Genomic DNA, 15,138 nt, shown 5'->3' on the forward strand with positions numbered 1-15,138 from the left:
GTTGACCTCAAGCAAGCTTGAAGTATTACCGTCAATCTGTGGATTGGGAAAACAAATCTCTGCGAAGCATCGCCAACGTGTCGCCCGAGTTCGCCTATTGCGCGATTGCTTCGCCGGACAATTGGGTCGAATTCAACGATCAGTGCATAGGGATTGAGCACACGCGGGGAGGGAGACGTCTTAAGTCATCGGTGGCCGAGCGTGGCGATTCTGTCGTCCAGTATCTACTGCGCGATTCCGGGCTTATGACTTTGGCGTGGGAGATCGTCGTCGCCGAACTGGGTCGCGAATTTGTCATGCGCGATTCTGCGACGGGTACCACCGTCGAATGGATCATTCGCGAGTTGGACGGTGGTGTCGAGCTCGGGCGAAGCAGTTCATCGTCCGTTGGCGGCGACGATGAAGAGGTGCTCACCGTGCTATGTCAGGCGATAGAGCGCGCTTTTGCGAAGATCGGCTCGGCTGTCGGCCGCAACCCGTGGACCGGGCGCGTGGGTGCCTACAACGCGGATCACTTCGAGTATGTCGTCGCGAATACGGAGAGTAGCGGCTCCCTCGCGAGCATGCGTTCGACGGTTAGGCCCGAAGGGGCGCCCCCTCTGCATATCCATACACGTGAAGATGAGACCTGGACGGTCCTCTCCGGCGTGGTTCGGTTCTGGTTCGGTGGTCGCACGTTGAGCGCATGCGAGACCGTCGACATCGAAGCCGGCGGCTACGTGTTCGGGCCGCGATTTGTCCCGCATACGTTCCAGACCGTGACTCCTGAAGCGGATGTGATCATCACCAACACCCCAGGAGCGATCGAGGGCTATTTCAGCGGTGTCGGAGCTTCCGACACCCGCCAGGATTCGATGCACGGAGATCTCTTTGCGCGCTACGGAGTGACGATCTTTCTTGATGAGGTGCCGCCCTCGTGAACAAACTGGCCCCGGTGCAATATCGAACATCAAGTTGTCAGGGGTCGGTTGTATGTTCCAGGTATGAGTCCGACGGCGGGGCGTTTCGGTAGCAAGACCAGCGAGAATCGCTGGCTGCTCGCTACTCCGTCGGCGTGGCCGGGAGTTGACGATGACGCCCTGGAGCTGACGGATCCGCAGTCTGACGATATCGGGGATCTGCTCTCCGGTGTGCTCCATGATTGGCGCGGTGAGGGATATCTGACCTACCACCGCTATCGGCTGATCGCGCAGATGCATGCGAGGTTGGTTGCTCCGTTAGAGCAGTCCGTGGGCGATTGGCAGGACGAGAAGATCGCCCGAAAGGCGTACTGCGACTGCGCCGCTCAGCTCGCGGCGGTATTGGGAGTTGGGCAGGCCCGAGCAGAAGGGCTACTCGGGCGGGCCGTCGATCTCATGACCCGCCTGCCGCGAGTCGCCGAGCGTTTGCGGGACGGAATAATCAGCCCGGATATCGCGGACAAGATCGTCGAGCGGACGGATCTGGTTATCGACTCGGAGGACGCTACCGCGGACCCCGAGGGTGGTGATCCGGTGTCAGATCCGCTGGCGGAGGTTGACGCGGCGATCGCCGCGGAACTGGATCGTGGAGCGGGGGCGTGGTCAATTCATCTGGCTCGCGATCTGGCCGATCGGATCGTGTTCCGGCAACAGCCCGATGCCGTGCGCGCTCGGCGCGAGGCTGCTAAAGGTGACCGTCGGACCTGGACGTCGAATCAAGGTGACGGTATGGCGGTCGTAGGTGCAACGATGACAGCCGAGCGCGCTCAGTTGGCAATCACGACGGTTCGGGACCTGGCGGCGACAGCGTGCCCAAATGATTCTCGGACTGTGCCGCAACGCAATTCGGATGCCTTCTTCGCGCTGCTGAATCGAGTGCCGTTCGAATGCGCCTGCGGCACAGGCGAAGCCTGCACCGCGACTATTCCGTCGGTTGGCGAATTGACCACGGGTACCGGTCTAGTGCCGGTGCGGAACAAAGTCGTGATGTTCGGGGTCGCCGACGCGTCGACCATCGCGGGTGACTCGAACAATCCGGGATTCCTCGAGGGGTATGGGGTGATCTCAGGAGATCACGTGCGGGACCTTGTGAACGAAGTCAGTACGGTGATTCGCCCGTTGGTCCCCGAATCGATGAGGACGCTGGCTGACCTGCTCGCCGATATCAACGAGGGCCGGTCCGAGGAGATCGCGTCGGCCGGCGGCGATGATGTGGACGCTGTCGCCGAAAGCTCTTCGGAGGATGCACCCGCACCCGAGCCATCGGTGGGGCAGGGGGCGGAACATGTTGCGTCCCTGGCGAGGCGGGACGGAGACCCCGAAGGTCCTCTGGATGCAGCAACTTTGGATTTGGCGGTGGGACAGGGGCCAGAACATGCTGGATCGCAGGGCAGGCAGACCGGTGCCGAAAGTCCCTCGGACGCAACCGAACCCGATCGGCTATCAGCGCCGGCATCGAAATCCGACTCCAGCGCAGACTTCACATATCTAGCGCCAGCCACCCAGCCCGCCGACCCGTACAAGCCGTCGTCGGCGTTGGACGCGTGGGTGCGTATCCGGGACTGCTATTCGCTATTCCCGGGCAATCCGCATTCAGCGTTCAGGTGCGATCTGGACCACTGGGTCGAATACAACCACGATTCGCCCTCGTCTGGCGGGCAGACCGAGCCGTCGAATCTGGGAGCTAAAGATCGATTCGCACATAACCGTAAGACTCACGGTGATTGGGTGGACGACCTGATCGTAACTCCCGACGGCTATGCGACGCCGGTGTTCATCACGCCGCAGGGGGTGGTCATCGAAGGCCGTGCGGGACCGGGCATCGACCTATTCCCGGGTCTTCGGCGCTATCGGTTCGTCCCGACGGCGGATGCCGCTGCCCGTCGAAAACCGCGATCGCCCCGGGCCAATAAGTCGACAGCATTACGCACTCGTACGGCAGACAAGCACGCCCGCCGCCAGGTCGAGCGGGAGCGCAACCGTCGAGCGCGGGAAGTCGGCACGGCCAAGGAACCGTCTGTGGTCCAACGCATTCGGAAGGCACGACCGGCCGCGCCACCAATAGGTGAGCCGCCGTTCTGACAAACGGCTCAGCCGTACCGACACCGGCGCACGAGACAGTGCACACGCTGATAAGTCCTGTGCGCCTTCGACCACGTGTGTCTTCAACCACGAGTACCGTCGACCACGTGAGTCTCTTCCAGAATGCCGCGAAAGTCTTCAACAAGGCGGTCACTCCACTGCTGAACGCACCTGTTGTGGGTGATCGGCTATCCAAATCGATGGCCGTTATCTCCTACACCGGCCGTCGCTCGGGCAAGACCTTCAGCACCCCGGTCAACTACCAGAAGAAGGGCGACGACACGCTGATCATCGGCGTGATGCTGCCCGACAGCAAGACTTGGTGGCGCAATTTCTACCCCGATCCCGGTCCCATCACGGTGACTATCGGCGACGCCGCGCGAAACGGCACCGCCCTGGCTCAGCGTGATGAGAAGCGCGGCGTACGGGTCAAGGTCACCTTCGACGCCTGAGCGCTGTCGCTCGACCAAGCCGTTGCCGGAATAAGGCGCCGCTCAAATAAGCCACGGCCCTACGTCGACCCGATCAAGGCCGCGAGAATTCGTCCGGACCGCGCGGTCATCTGTTGCGCGGTCTGACTGGGGTTGCGAATCCACCATTCGATGAGTGCGGTCACCGAGTACTCCCACACCAACGCGGCGGCCGAGAGATCGTCGGCGTCACGGAGTCCGAGGATCTGGAATCCGCGAACTCCACCGGCTGCCGCTTGTCCACGCAGTTCTTGCTGCTGCGTGAATTTGACGGTTGCGGCCGAACCTTCGGGCACGCTGCGGTCGAATACCAAATGCCAATCCGTCGGCCGGTCGGCTAGCGCGCCGAAGATGGCGGCCAACACCGTTTCCGCTCCGATGTCGGTGGTATCGGCATGAGTCTGAGCCATCGCGTCGGCTATTGCCTGCCGCAGTCGTTTGCCGACGGTCTCGGCGCATGCCGCGTAGAGGCCCTCTTTGGACCCGAAGTAGGTAAGCACCAGCGCCTTCGACACACCCGCCCGCTCGGCGATCGCCGTCAACTGCGTCCGGAGGAAACCTGCCTCACCAAACTCCGCACAGGCGGCGTCGAGGATGAGCGACTCACGCTCGCCGCGAGGCATACCTTTGGTGCCGGCACGTGAAGAACTCATAGGAGTGACATTCTTACACAGCTCTTTGATACAACCGTGCTTGACGGCACGGGTTACAAGGTCGACTGCCGGCCCCAACAGCCGATCCGGTAGACCGGAGCCATGGCTCACATCACCCGCGGCGAGGCGGAAGATCGGCTGGCAACGTGGTCTCGACGGGAAATCGACAACTCCGACGGTCGGTTGCGGGCTTCTGCCGTGGCGATCACGGTTATCCATCGAGCGGGTGTGCCGGGGATCTGGGTTCTCAAACGCCCGGCGTCGATGCGCAATCACGCGGCGCAGTTCGCGTTGCCGGGCGGTCGGCTCGACCCGGGTGAGACGGCCCGCGGCGCGGCATTGCGAGAACTCGATGAGGAACTCGGCATCGCGCTGGGCGACGACGCGGTGGTCGGTGTGCTGGATGATTACGAGACCCGGTCGGGATATTTGATGACCCCGATAGTTTGCTGGGTCGACGGCGACCCGGAGATCACGCCCAATCCCGACGAAGTTCAGAATGTGTTCTTTGTCACATTCAACGACCTCGCTGCTGCGCCGAGGTTCATCTCAATCGCCGAATCCGATCGCCCGGTCATTCAGCTTCCGATAGCGAATTCCCTGGTCCACGCCCCGACTGCGGCGGTGATCTACCAGTTTGCCCAGGTGGTGCTGGCTGGCTTGAAGACGCGTGTCTACGACTTGGAGCAGCCGGTTTTCGCGTGGAAATAGGCATGGTTGTGAATTCATCGGGAATTCATACGGACCGTGGTCCGTTTGGGCTAGTGTCGGGTGAGACAGCGTCGCCCGCCCAGACACACACTCGAATTTCTCAAGGAGTTTCGCAATGACCGCAGCAACCACCTCGCCCCTGGCCGTCGGTACCTGGACCATTGATCCCACCCACTCGACTGTCGGCTTTTCCGTCAAGCACCTCATGGTCAGCAAGGTTCGCGGAACCTTCGAGGACTTCTCCGGGGCGATCATCATCGCCGAAGATGGCACTCCGTCGGTAAGCGCCGAGATCTCGGTCGCGTCGATCTCGACCAATAACGAGCAGCGCGACGCCCACATCCGTTCGGCCGACTTCTTCGACGTCGAAAACCACCCGACCGCGACATTCGTATCCACTTCGGTATCCCCGAAGGGTGACGACTACGTCCTCGAAGGTGACTTCACCCTTAAGGGTGTGACCAAGCCGGTCACCCTGAACCTGGAGTTCAACGGTGTCAATCCGGGTATGGGTCACGGACCCGTCGCCGGCTTCGAAGCCAGCACCGTGATCAGCCGCAAAGACTTCGGCATCGACATCGAAATGCCGCTCGAGGGCGGTGGCGTGGTTATCGGCGACAAGATCACCATCACCTTGGAGATCGAGGCTGGACAACCGGCCGCCTAGCCCACGGACCGCTATTGACCGCGAATTCTCGCGGTGAATGACACTGACCGGGTCAGCACAACGAGTGCTGACCCGGTCAGCGTGCTTTCGCCGGTAGGGTAATCGGAAGATCGCGTACCGCCGATCGATGACCGCGGAACGGCCACGGAGGAGATACGCATGCGTCAGTCGCCTGTCGTACGCGCCGCGGTTGTTGATGCGGGCGCACGGGCCAGGAAGTTGCTCGTGATGGGCGGAGTTCTCGACTTCGATCAGCGGCAGTGGTCCAAGCTCACCCTCGCCGAACGTGCGCGCCTTGCGCGGCATGCGGCCTGGGTTGCCGGTATCGCGTCGATTGGCGGAAACGCGGTCATCGGCGTCGAGACGATGGTGATGGTGTTGCTCTCGCTCAACGGCGGCAAATTGTCGTGGTCGGGGAATGGGCTGCCCAGCATCACCATGGTCGCGGTTGCGCTGGTGGTCAGCGTCGTTCTCAATACCGTCTTGGCGGTCGTTCTGTTCCGGCCGCAATTGAACTGGTTTATCAGCGGCGAGCCGGCTGACCGTGCTCGACGTCGCGCGGTGATCGCCATTCCCTATCACCAGGTGTACGCGACATTTGCCGCCTGGGGATCAGCGCTACTCGTCTACGCCATCTGGAATCATCATCCGACGTCGATCCAATTCCTCACGGTCGCGGGTGGATTTTTCCTCGCCGCGATTTCCAGTGCGTGTATCACCTATGTGTTCATCGAGCGGGCGTCGCGGCCGCTCGCGGTAATAGCGTTGCGGGACAGCCCGATCGGTCACGTGGTCCACAGCGTGACCAAGCGCATGATCGTCGTTTGGGTGGTTAGCTCAGCGGTGCCGATGCTGGGGCTGCTGATGATCAACGTCGGTCGCGGAGTCGGCTGGTTGCCTCCGGTCGCCGGCCTAATCGACTGGGCCACCTTGGTTCTGGCGTTGGTCAGTCTGGCCGCCGGTATCCGCGTCATTCTGCTGGTCGGCTCGGCGATCGCTGATCCGCTTATCGACCTACGCAAAGCGGTGGAACGAGTCGACGACGGTGACCTGTCGACGCGCGTCGCGGTATACGACATGTCCGAACTGGGCGTCCTGCAGCACGGGTTCAATTCGATGGTCGACGGGCTGGAAGAGCGGGAGCGGGTTCGCGAACTATTCGCCCGTCACGTCGGCGATACCGTTGCGGCTCAGGCGCTGGAAGGTAGCAGCGCCGCGCGGGGAACGAAAACCGTTGTCGGCGTACTGTTTGTCGATATCACCAGCTCCACCCGCCTTGCCGCACAACATGACCCGGTCGCCATCGCGGCGGTGCTCAACAGATTTTTCACTATCGTCGCCGACGTCGTCGGCCGCCACGGCGGATTCATCAACAAGTTCGAAGGCGACGCCGCCCTGGCGATCTTCGGTGCGCCGGTCGCCCTCGATTCACCAGCCGACGCCGCGCTACGCGCATCGCGCGACCTCGCTGCCCAGTTGTCGCGATCGCTGGCGATCAGGTGGGGAATCGGCGTCTCGTACGGAACCGTTTTCGCGGGGAATATCGGTGCGGAGACGCGTTATGAGTACACCGTGATCGGAGACCCGGTTAACGAGTCCGCGCGGCTGTCCGACGCCGCGAAACGTGAAGGCGTTCCGGTTTTGGCGAGTGGCACCGCGATCTCGGCCGCGGGTCCCGGCGGCGCCGGGTGGTCGTTATTGTCCACCCGGGTACTGCGCGGACGATCAGAGGCTACCGAGCTTTTCGCGCCCGACGACATGCCGCGCGTTCGTGGAACCGCGCAGCGCAGCATCATCGGTGACCTCGTCCGGGCGCCGTATCAGGCGATTGTTCGCCGCAGTGTTCATTGAGTGTGGTTTTGAGTGTGTAGCCAGCTTGACAAATAGCCGTCCGGATCAGCATTATCCGATAACGGCCGTTATCAGAATTGTCGAACGGCTTCTCAATTCCGTGAAGGGTGCCAGATGGATCTGGAGTGGTCAGCGGCCGATCTCGAGTTTCGCGACGAGGTACGGGCATTTCTCGACGATCATCTGACGCCCGACCTGCGTCGGGCCGGTCGGTTGATGACCAGTGTCTACTCCGACCATGAGGCGAGTATGGCGTGGCAGGCGATCTTGCATGAGCGCGGCTGGGACGCGCCGGCGTGGCCGGTCCGCTACGGCGGCTGCGACTGGAGCCTCACCCAGCACTACATCTTCTCCCGGGAACTGACGCTCGCCGGAGCTCCGGCGTTGTCCCCCATGGGAATTCGGATGGTCTCGCACGCGATCATGGCATTTGGAACAGAAGAGCAGAAAGACTACTTTCTGCCGCGCATCCTGACCGGCGAGGTCTTCTTCTGCCAGGGATACTCCGAGCCGGAAGCCGGATCGGACCTTGCGGCTCTGTCGATGGCGGCCGTCGACGACGGCGATCACCTGGTGGTGACCGGCAGCAAGATCTGGACCACTCACGCGGGTGAGGCCAACTGGATGTTCGCGCTGGTCCGTACCTCACGCAAGGAACGCAAACAGCAGGGCATCACCTTCGTGCTGATCGATATGACGTTGCCGGGCATCGAGATTCGGCCGCTCGTGATGACATCGGGTGAGCAGGTGCAAAACCAAGTCTTCTTCGATGCCGTTCGGGTGCCGAAGAGCGGAGTGCTCGGCCAGATCGACGACGGGTGGACGGTTGCGAAATATCTACTCGAATTCGAACGAGGCGGCGGCGCTGCCGCTCCCGCCTTGCAGGTGATGCTGGAGAACGTTGCCACCGCAGCGGCGAGCCAGCCCGGAGTCGGGGGTGGCACGCTCATCGACTCGCCGCTATTCGCGCACAAGCTGGCCGACGCGCGTATCCGAACTCAGGTACTGGAGATCTTCGAATACCGGGTCCTCGCGGCTGTCGCAGCCGGTAAGAATCCCGGCCCGGCGTCGTCGATGGGCAAGATTCTCGCGACCGAGCTGAGCCAGACTATTACCGAACTCGCGATGCAGGCCGCGGGAGCGCGCGGTCGTGCCTACCAGCCGCATGCGGCTGTCCCGGGTGGCCCGATCAGCGAATACACCCCGCCCGACGACGGCTACGTGAGCGGCGAACCGTGGCAGGCGGTCGCGCCGTTGCGATACTTCAACGACCGCGCCGGCTCAATCTACGCCGGTAGCAACGAGATTCAGCGAAATATCCTCGCCAAAGCAGCATTGGGGCTGTAACACAATGGATTTCACACTTACCGCGGAACAGCAACTACTGCGCGATGGCTTGGCCAAATTCCTCGCCACCCGATACGACCTCGAGGCCAGCCGCGCAGCGGTGAAAACGGGAGCCGGTTGGCAGCCCGACATCTGGCGTGCCTTCGCCGACGAACTGGGCATTCTGGGCGCGACTATTCCAGAGAGCGCCGGCGGGATGGGCGGTGGCTCAACCGAATTGATGGTCATCGCCGAAGCGCTGGGACATGGCTTGGTGGTCGAACCCTATGTGGATACCGTCGTCGTCGCCGGTGGCTTGCTCGGTCGCATCGGCACCGACAGTGCAATCGAACTGCTGGCGAAGATCGCCGCCGGCGAGGCCATCGTCGCACTGGCCGCCGTCGAACAGGACTCGGGAGACAGTGCCGAGATTGCGACGACCGCCGAGCGCGACGGCGACGAATGGGTGTTGCGGGGCAACAAGATCGTGGTCCCCAGCGCACCGCTGGCGACGCATCTGTTGATCAGCGCTCGCACCGATGCGGGCACGGCGCTGTTCGTCACCGAGTTCAGCATCGATACCCCGCCGCCGGGGATCACGGCACACGCCATGCGGACGGTCGATGATCGGATGGCGGCCGACCTGGTCTTCGACGGTCTGAGGTTGCCAGCGTCCGCGCTACTAACTGCCACCGACGTCGACGAATTGCTGTCGGCGGCCTTCGATGACGGTGCGGCAGCGGTCAGCGCGGAAGCAGTCGGTGCGATGCGCAAGGTGCTCGACGACACCGTCGCCTACTGTAAGCAGCGGCAGCAGTTCGGTAGGGCCTTGGGTGAGTTCCAGGCGTTGCAGCACCGGATGGTCGATATGCTGCTCGAAGTCGAACAGGCTTCCGCCGCAGTGCTTTTGGCTGTACTCAAGCTATCCTCGGGGGCCGATGATCGGGCTCGGGCGGTGTCGGCGGCGAAGGTGACCGTCGGGCGGGCGGCGCGTTTCGTCGGGCAGAACGCTGTCCAATTGCACGGTGGGATGGGGATGACCGAGGAGCTGGCCGTCGGGCACTATTTCAAGCGGCTCACCGCTGTGCAGTACGAGTTCGGTTCTACCGACTACCATTTACATCGGTACACCGGGCTGACTCGGCCGTCGGTGTAATCCCTGGCGAGACTTCATAAGGAGAAACCGATGGGTTGGTCAACTGCCGACATTCCTGACCAAAGCGGCCGGACCTTCGTGGTCACCGGGGCCAACAGCGGACTGGGGGAGCAGACTACGCGGGCTCTGATCGCGGCCGGCGCGACGGTCGTTATGGCTTGTCGCAATCTCACTACCGCACAGGCGCTCGCGGACGAGCTGGGCGAGCGCGCGCAGGTGGAAAAACTTGACCTCTCCGATCTGTCATCGGTCCGCGATTTCGCTAGCCGCGTCGAACGCGCCGACGTGCTGATCAACAACGCCGGCGTCATGGCGGTCCCCGAGCGTCGGACGGCTGACGGATTCGAAATGCAAATGGGCACAAACCATTTGGGTCATTTCGCGCTCACCGGGTTGCTGTTGGACAAGGTGACCGATCGGGTGGTGACACTGTCGTCGTTCATGCACCAGGCGGGTCGTATCAACCTCGAGGATCTCAACTGGGAGAAGCGACGCTACCGTCGCTGGACCGCCTACGGCGATTCCAAGATGGCCAACCTGATGTTTGGCAAGGAACTCGCGAAGCGGCTCGAGGCGAGCGGGTCGTCGGTCGGCTCGATGATCGCGCATCCCGGCTATGCCGATACCGGTCTGCAGGGGCATACCGAGTCGTTCATGGACTACTTCATGGCCATCGGCAACAAGACACCGTTCGCGCAATCCGCGGCTGCGGGCGCATTGCCCACGCTGTTCGCCGCCACTGCGCCCGACGCGTCGTCGGGTGTGTTCTACGGTCCCAAACGGATCATGGTCGGACCGCCCGCGGTGTCGAAGTACAACCGGCGGGCGAATAACCAAGGCACCAGAAATGGGCTGTGGGATCTGTCGGCGAAGCTGACCGGAGTGTCGGTGGCGTAGCCAAGAGTGTTGCTTGCGGGGTCTCGATACACCCGGCTCGGCTGGCGCCTCGCCGGGCACTCGACCACCGGTAATTGGCTGGTTGGGTAGGTGCGCTCGCCGAGCGGAGCGAGACGCGCCCCAACCGATGGTCGAGTGCGCTCGCCGAGCGGAGCGAGACGCGCGTGTATCGAGACCCTGGCGAGTCGATGTTCTGACGTTCGCCACGTCTGATCGTTGGCTGTAGGTATTCGTAAAGCGTTGGCTGAGTTGGTATCTCGGCCGGCGGGGGTCTCGATACACTGACGATCTCGCAGGCTCGCTCGTCAGCACTCGACCATCGGTAGTTGGTTCGGTGGGTGCCGTCGCGCTACCGCAGCGTGAACTTGATCGCGTTGGACGCACCAGACACGGCGTCAGTGACGGTGATCGAGTAATCGCCCGCCGCTTTCAACTTGAACAGTTTGCGCGACGTGCAGAACCTCGACTTCATGGTTCCGTTCTTCGCGGTCACCTTGGGGCCGGTGAGTTTCACGGTCATCTTGCACTCATTGCCGCCGACCTCTTCGCCGGTTTGAATGACCGAATTCCACTTGACGCCGATCTGCGAATTCTTGGGGTAGACCCCGCTGTCGTCGGCTTTCACGCCGGACCCGGGCAAGACCCACACGTTGATCGAGCGCACCCCGTTCGGTGCATCGGCGCGACCCAGCTTGCCGTAATGCTGCTGCTTACCCGATGACGAACCGAAGTCGGAACTGCCCGCACTGCCGAAGATATCGCTCGATCCCACCGCGTGTGCAGGAGTCGCGCACACCGTGAGGGCGGTAGCGGCGGCGAGTGTGGCGGTTACGACTTTGTGCTTCATACAAATACTTCCCAGGCATCGGCGTTTATAACGAAATGATTAAACCACGCTGGGACAGGGCTTTCCGATTCGGCCAGATGGCTCGTTTGTTACCAAACGCCCAGTTCACGGAACTGAACGCTGATCCGCGGGCCGGCGCCGGGTGATTTGGGTACCGCGTGCTCCCAGGTTCGCTGACACGATCCACCCATAACCAGCAGGTCCCCGGGGCCCAGGGTGAACCGTATTGACCGGCCACCATCGGCCGGCCGCAGAAGTAGCGGACGAGCCGTACCGACCGACACGATGGCAATCAATGTGTCTCGGGTAGCACTGTGGCCGATCTTGTCGCCATGCCACGCGACACTGTCGTTGCCATCGCGATAGAAGCACATGCCTGCGGTAGCGAATCCCTGCGGAAGCTCGGGCCGATAATGATCGCTCAATGCCGTGCGCGCGAGGGGGAGTACGGGATCGGGCAGCGGCATGGTGTCGTCGTAATTGCTGACCAGGCGCGGCACGTCGACCACGCGGTCGTACATCTGCCGTCGCTCAGCGCGCCACGGAACGCTAGTCCGCAACTTCTCGAAGAGGATGTCCGAACCGCGCAACCAATGCGGATGCAGATCGACCCATGCGCCGTCGGACAGTTCTCGGCGAGTACCTCGACGACTCAGTGGGCTCAGTGCGGGTGTCTCGGCAGGCTGATCGAAGAGCGAACCTTGGAGGCCGGTGGACATACCAGCCAGCATAGCAGGTATTCGAACGAATATTCGAAGGCTGAAGCGACCAATTCGCGCCGCCGGTTACAACCGTGACAACCGGCGTGCTCCTTCGGCCAGTGACGCATCGTCTTTTGCGAATGCGAAGCGCACCAGGTGTTTCCACGGTCTGGGGTCGTCGACGAAGGCGCTGACCGGCACGGCAGCCACACCAATGCGTTCGGGGAGTTCTCGGCACAGCGTGGCTGCGTCGTCGTAGCCGAGTGGACGCGGGTCGCCGCACACGAAATATGTTGCCTCACTGCGGTGTACGGCAAAACCCGCGTCGGCGAGGGCGTTGCTGAGTAGATCTCGCTTACGCTGCAGCGAGGTGGCAGATTCGCGTACCCAGTCCATCTCATTGTCGAGCGCGTGCGCGACGGCCGGTTGGAATGGTCCGCTCCCGACGAATGACATGAACTGCTTGGCTGCCCGCGCGCCGTTGACTAGCTCGGCTGGACCCGACAACCAGCCGACCTTCCAGCCTGTGCAGTTGAAAGTCTTTGCGGCGCTGGAGATTCGGACAGTGCGCTCGCGCATCCCGGGCAGGCTCGCGATCGACGTATGCGTCCGGCCGTCGAACAAGAGGTGCTCGTATACTTCGTCGGCGATCGCGATGACATCGTGCCGTATGCACAGGTCGGCGATGGCTCGCAGATCCGCCGGGGAGAATACCGTGCCGGTCGGATTGTGTGGCGAATTGATAATGATCGCAGCGGTTTTCGGGCCGAAGGCGTCGGCGAGCCCGGCATGGTCGATGCGGAACCCGTCGCCGTCGGGAATCATGGCGACAGTGCGTCGGACCGCCCCGGCCATTGCGACGGTTGCCGCGTAGGCGTCGTAATAGGGCTCGATGAGAACTACTTCGTCGCCTGGCTCGACGAGGCCGACGACGGCCCCGGCGATGGCTTCGGTGGCTCCGACGGTGATCAGCACTTCGGTGTCGGGGTGGTAATCGAGGCCGTATAGCCGCTTTTGGTGCGCGGCAACAGCGTTACGCAATGCGGGCACGCCGATTCCCGGCGGATACTGATTGTGACCGGTGGCGATGGCGTGTTGTGCGGCTTCGAGCATGCTGGCCGGTCCGTCGGCGTCGGGGAAGCCCTGGCCGAGGTTAATCGCGTCGTGTTTCAGTGCCAGCGCCGACATTTCGGCGAATATCGTCTCTCTGAAGGGTCTCAAGCGCTCGACAGTCACCGGATCACCGTACCGTCTTCGACACATTCGAATAGTAAATCAGGTTAGCCTGCGCTAATGTCTTCAGTCCATGTGGAGAATGTCGTCCGTTCTGTCGGTACTGGTCGTCTCGGTGACGGCGTTTGTCGTCGCGCCGACGATCGGGACTCGGGCCGTGGCTCATGCCGCGGTTTCGCCAATTCCGGCTCCGAGCGGTCAATACAAAGTTGGCGTGCACGTCGCGCGATTCGTCGATGCCGGTCGGGCCGACCCGTGGCGTCCGGGACGTCGGGAACTTCCGGTGACGATCACCTACCCCGCGGGCGACGTCGGCCGGCACGTGCGGGCGCCGTATGTGACCGCGGACGCGGCGGCAGTCGCCAAAAGGGGTGGCTTGGATGTCACGCGACTCGTCGGAGCGCGTACTAACGGCTATCTCGACGCCCCGGTCGCACGGAACGCGAAATCGCTTCCGGTAGTGATCTTTTCGCCTGGTTTCCTGACTCCACGATTTGTCTACACGGCGTTGACCGAAGATCTGGCGAGTCGCGGTCACGTCGTGGTAGCGGTCGATCACACCGGCGATGCCGCCGCGACCGTCTTCCCCGACGGCCGCGTCGTGGGTATGTCGGTCACCGACAGTTACTCCGAATCGACGCAGCGCACGTCTGTCGCCACCCGAGTCGCCGACATCCGGTATTTGTTCGGTCAGGCTCGACGCTGGAGCGCCGGGCAGGTGATCGACGCCGACCGCCGTGCGCTGCCGACTGGTCTTGGACAGGCAGTCGACCCCGCCAAGCTGGGCGTATTCGGGCATTCGATGGGCGGAGCCGTGGCAGCGGAAGTCTCACGGATCGATTCGCGGACCGGTGCCGCGGTGAACGTCGACGGCGCGCTGCGCGTTGGTACACCGGCGGCGCCGATCGTCAAGCACCCGTCGGCGCGTCCGGTCCTGCATCTGGCGAGTTCGCTGCACGCGGACAGCGCCGAAGCTCGTGCCAAGTGGTGGTTGCCCTACCTCGCGAACTCGCGGGTTCGCGGCGGCTGGTCCAAGGTGTACCGGGTCGCCGACACCGGGCACGCGACGTTCACTGACCTGGCTGCCGCCACACCCCAGTCTGTTCCCGACATTCCCTTCCTGGCTATTCCCGGCGGCTTGAGTCTGGGGACTGCGCCACGCGGTGTAGCGATCGCGACGCAACGAGCCCTGCTAGGTGATTTGTTCGACCGCTTCTTGAAGGGGCGAACGCTACCGCGGTTGGATAATCCGAAGGCGTATCCGCTGGTCAGTGAGCTTCGCTAATAGTCGACCGCCCGACTTGTTTCTCCGTCAAAACCGGCGCAGCGGGCATTCGCGCGTGCCAGACTTTCGTCATGATGACTTCTCGTTCAGTGGTGAAACGTGTTACGGCAGCGCTTGTCTCGGGCGCGGCGATGGTTTTGATGGCGGGCTGCAGCGCAAACATTTCGGTCGGCGATTCGGACTCGATTTCCAAACCTGAGGATGCTGCGGTGGGTAGCTGCGTGAAGCTCAGCGGTACCAATTCCCAGGATATGAAGGCGACCAAAGTCGACTGTGAGGGCAGTGCTGAGCTGTCCTTCT

At 62.6% G+C, this 15,138-nt stretch carries 14 protein-coding genes and 1 pseudogene; 11 read left to right on the forward strand and 4 right to left on the reverse strand.

Annotated elements, in window-relative coordinates; translation table 11 throughout:
* Positions 1-38: 38 nt before the first annotated feature.
* From GOEFS_RS23660 to GOEFS_RS14790, 3 genes are all read left to right on the forward strand, one after another.
* The gene (locus GOEFS_RS23660) at positions 39-920 is read left to right on the forward strand and encodes a cupin domain-containing protein (protein ID WP_007318735.1); all 882 of its coding nucleotides are present in this window, start codon (positions 39-41) and stop codon (positions 918-920) included.
* 63 nt (positions 921-983) lie between these two features.
* Positions 984-3,041, forward strand: a complete 2,058-nt coding sequence (locus GOEFS_RS22555) for a DUF222 domain-containing protein (RefSeq protein WP_007318736.1) — start codon at positions 984-986, stop codon at positions 3,039-3,041.
* A gap of 107 nt (positions 3,042-3,148) precedes the next feature.
* On the forward strand, positions 3,149-3,493 hold the full coding sequence (locus GOEFS_RS14790; RefSeq protein ID WP_007318737.1) for a nitroreductase/quinone reductase family protein: 345 nt from the start codon (positions 3,149-3,151) through the stop codon (positions 3,491-3,493).
* 59 nt (positions 3,494-3,552) lie between these two features.
* Here the strand turns inward: GOEFS_RS14790 and GOEFS_RS14795 are convergent, their stop codons facing one another.
* Positions 3,553-4,134, reverse strand: a complete 582-nt coding sequence (locus tag GOEFS_RS14795; protein ID WP_040525226.1) for a TetR/AcrR family transcriptional regulator — start codon at positions 4,132-4,134, stop codon at positions 3,553-3,555.
* A 132-nt stretch (positions 4,135-4,266) separates the two neighbouring features.
* Here GOEFS_RS14795 and GOEFS_RS14800 point away from each other — a divergent pair, with 132 nt between their 5' ends.
* The 6 genes from GOEFS_RS14800 (at position 4,267) to GOEFS_RS14825 (ending at position 10,772) form a co-directional block, all read left to right on the forward strand.
* A complete protein-coding gene (locus GOEFS_RS14800; protein WP_007318739.1) occupies positions 4,267-4,875 on the forward strand; it encodes an NUDIX hydrolase in 609 nt (202 codons plus the stop codon).
* A gap of 115 nt (positions 4,876-4,990) precedes the next feature.
* Positions 4,991-5,542, forward strand: coding sequence for a YceI family protein (locus GOEFS_RS14805; protein WP_007318740.1), 552 nt, complete (start codon positions 4,991-4,993; stop codon positions 5,540-5,542).
* A gap of 159 nt (positions 5,543-5,701) precedes the next feature.
* Positions 5,702-7,393, forward strand: a complete 1,692-nt coding sequence (locus GOEFS_RS14810) for an adenylate/guanylate cyclase domain-containing protein (RefSeq protein WP_007318741.1) — start codon at positions 5,702-5,704, stop codon at positions 7,391-7,393.
* 114 nt (positions 7,394-7,507) lie between these two features.
* Complete coding sequence (locus GOEFS_RS14815; protein ID WP_007318742.1) at positions 7,508-8,740, forward strand: acyl-CoA dehydrogenase family protein; 1,233 nt, start codon at positions 7,508-7,510, stop codon at positions 8,738-8,740.
* Positions 8,741-8,744: 4 nt separating this feature from the next.
* A complete protein-coding gene (locus tag GOEFS_RS14820; protein ID WP_007318743.1) occupies positions 8,745-9,875 on the forward strand; it encodes an acyl-CoA dehydrogenase family protein in 1,131 nt (376 codons plus the stop codon).
* Between the two features lie 30 nt (positions 9,876-9,905).
* Positions 9,906-10,772 (forward strand): oxidoreductase, encoded by an 867-nt coding sequence (locus GOEFS_RS14825; protein ID WP_007318744.1) that lies wholly within the window; start codon positions 9,906-9,908, stop codon positions 10,770-10,772.
* 349 nt (positions 10,773-11,121) lie between these two features.
* On the opposite strand, the gene GOEFS_RS14830 is transcribed toward GOEFS_RS14825, so the two are convergent.
* The 3 genes from GOEFS_RS14830 to GOEFS_RS14840 all read right to left on the reverse strand — a co-directional run bounded on the left by GOEFS_RS14830 (position 11,122) and on the right by GOEFS_RS14840 (position 13,556).
* Complete coding sequence (locus GOEFS_RS14830) at positions 11,122-11,619, reverse strand: hypothetical protein (protein WP_007318745.1); 498 nt, start codon at positions 11,617-11,619, stop codon at positions 11,122-11,124.
* Positions 11,620-11,708: 89 nt separating this feature from the next.
* The gene (locus GOEFS_RS14835; protein WP_040525228.1) at positions 11,709-12,338 is read right to left on the reverse strand and encodes an alpha-ketoglutarate-dependent dioxygenase AlkB; all 630 of its coding nucleotides are present in this window, start codon (positions 12,336-12,338) and stop codon (positions 11,709-11,711) included.
* 66 nt (positions 12,339-12,404) lie between these two features.
* Positions 12,405-13,556 (reverse strand): pyridoxal phosphate-dependent aminotransferase, encoded by a 1,152-nt coding sequence (locus tag GOEFS_RS14840; protein WP_040525215.1) that lies wholly within the window; start codon positions 13,554-13,556, stop codon positions 12,405-12,407.
* Between the two features lie 79 nt (positions 13,557-13,635).
* Here GOEFS_RS14840 and GOEFS_RS14845 point away from each other — a divergent pair, with 79 nt between their 5' ends.
* A complete protein-coding gene (locus tag GOEFS_RS14845) occupies positions 13,636-14,838 on the forward strand; it encodes an alpha/beta hydrolase (RefSeq protein ID WP_007318748.1) in 1,203 nt (400 codons plus the stop codon).
* Between the two features lie 71 nt (positions 14,839-14,909).
* Positions 14,910-15,138 (forward strand): annotated as a pseudogene (locus GOEFS_RS23665) (hypothetical protein); the annotation flags it as partial.

Source organism: Gordonia effusa NBRC 100432, assembly GCF_000241305.1.
In the GTDB taxonomy this organism is placed as follows: Bacteria; Actinomycetota; Actinomycetes; order Mycobacteriales; family Mycobacteriaceae; genus Gordonia; species Gordonia effusa.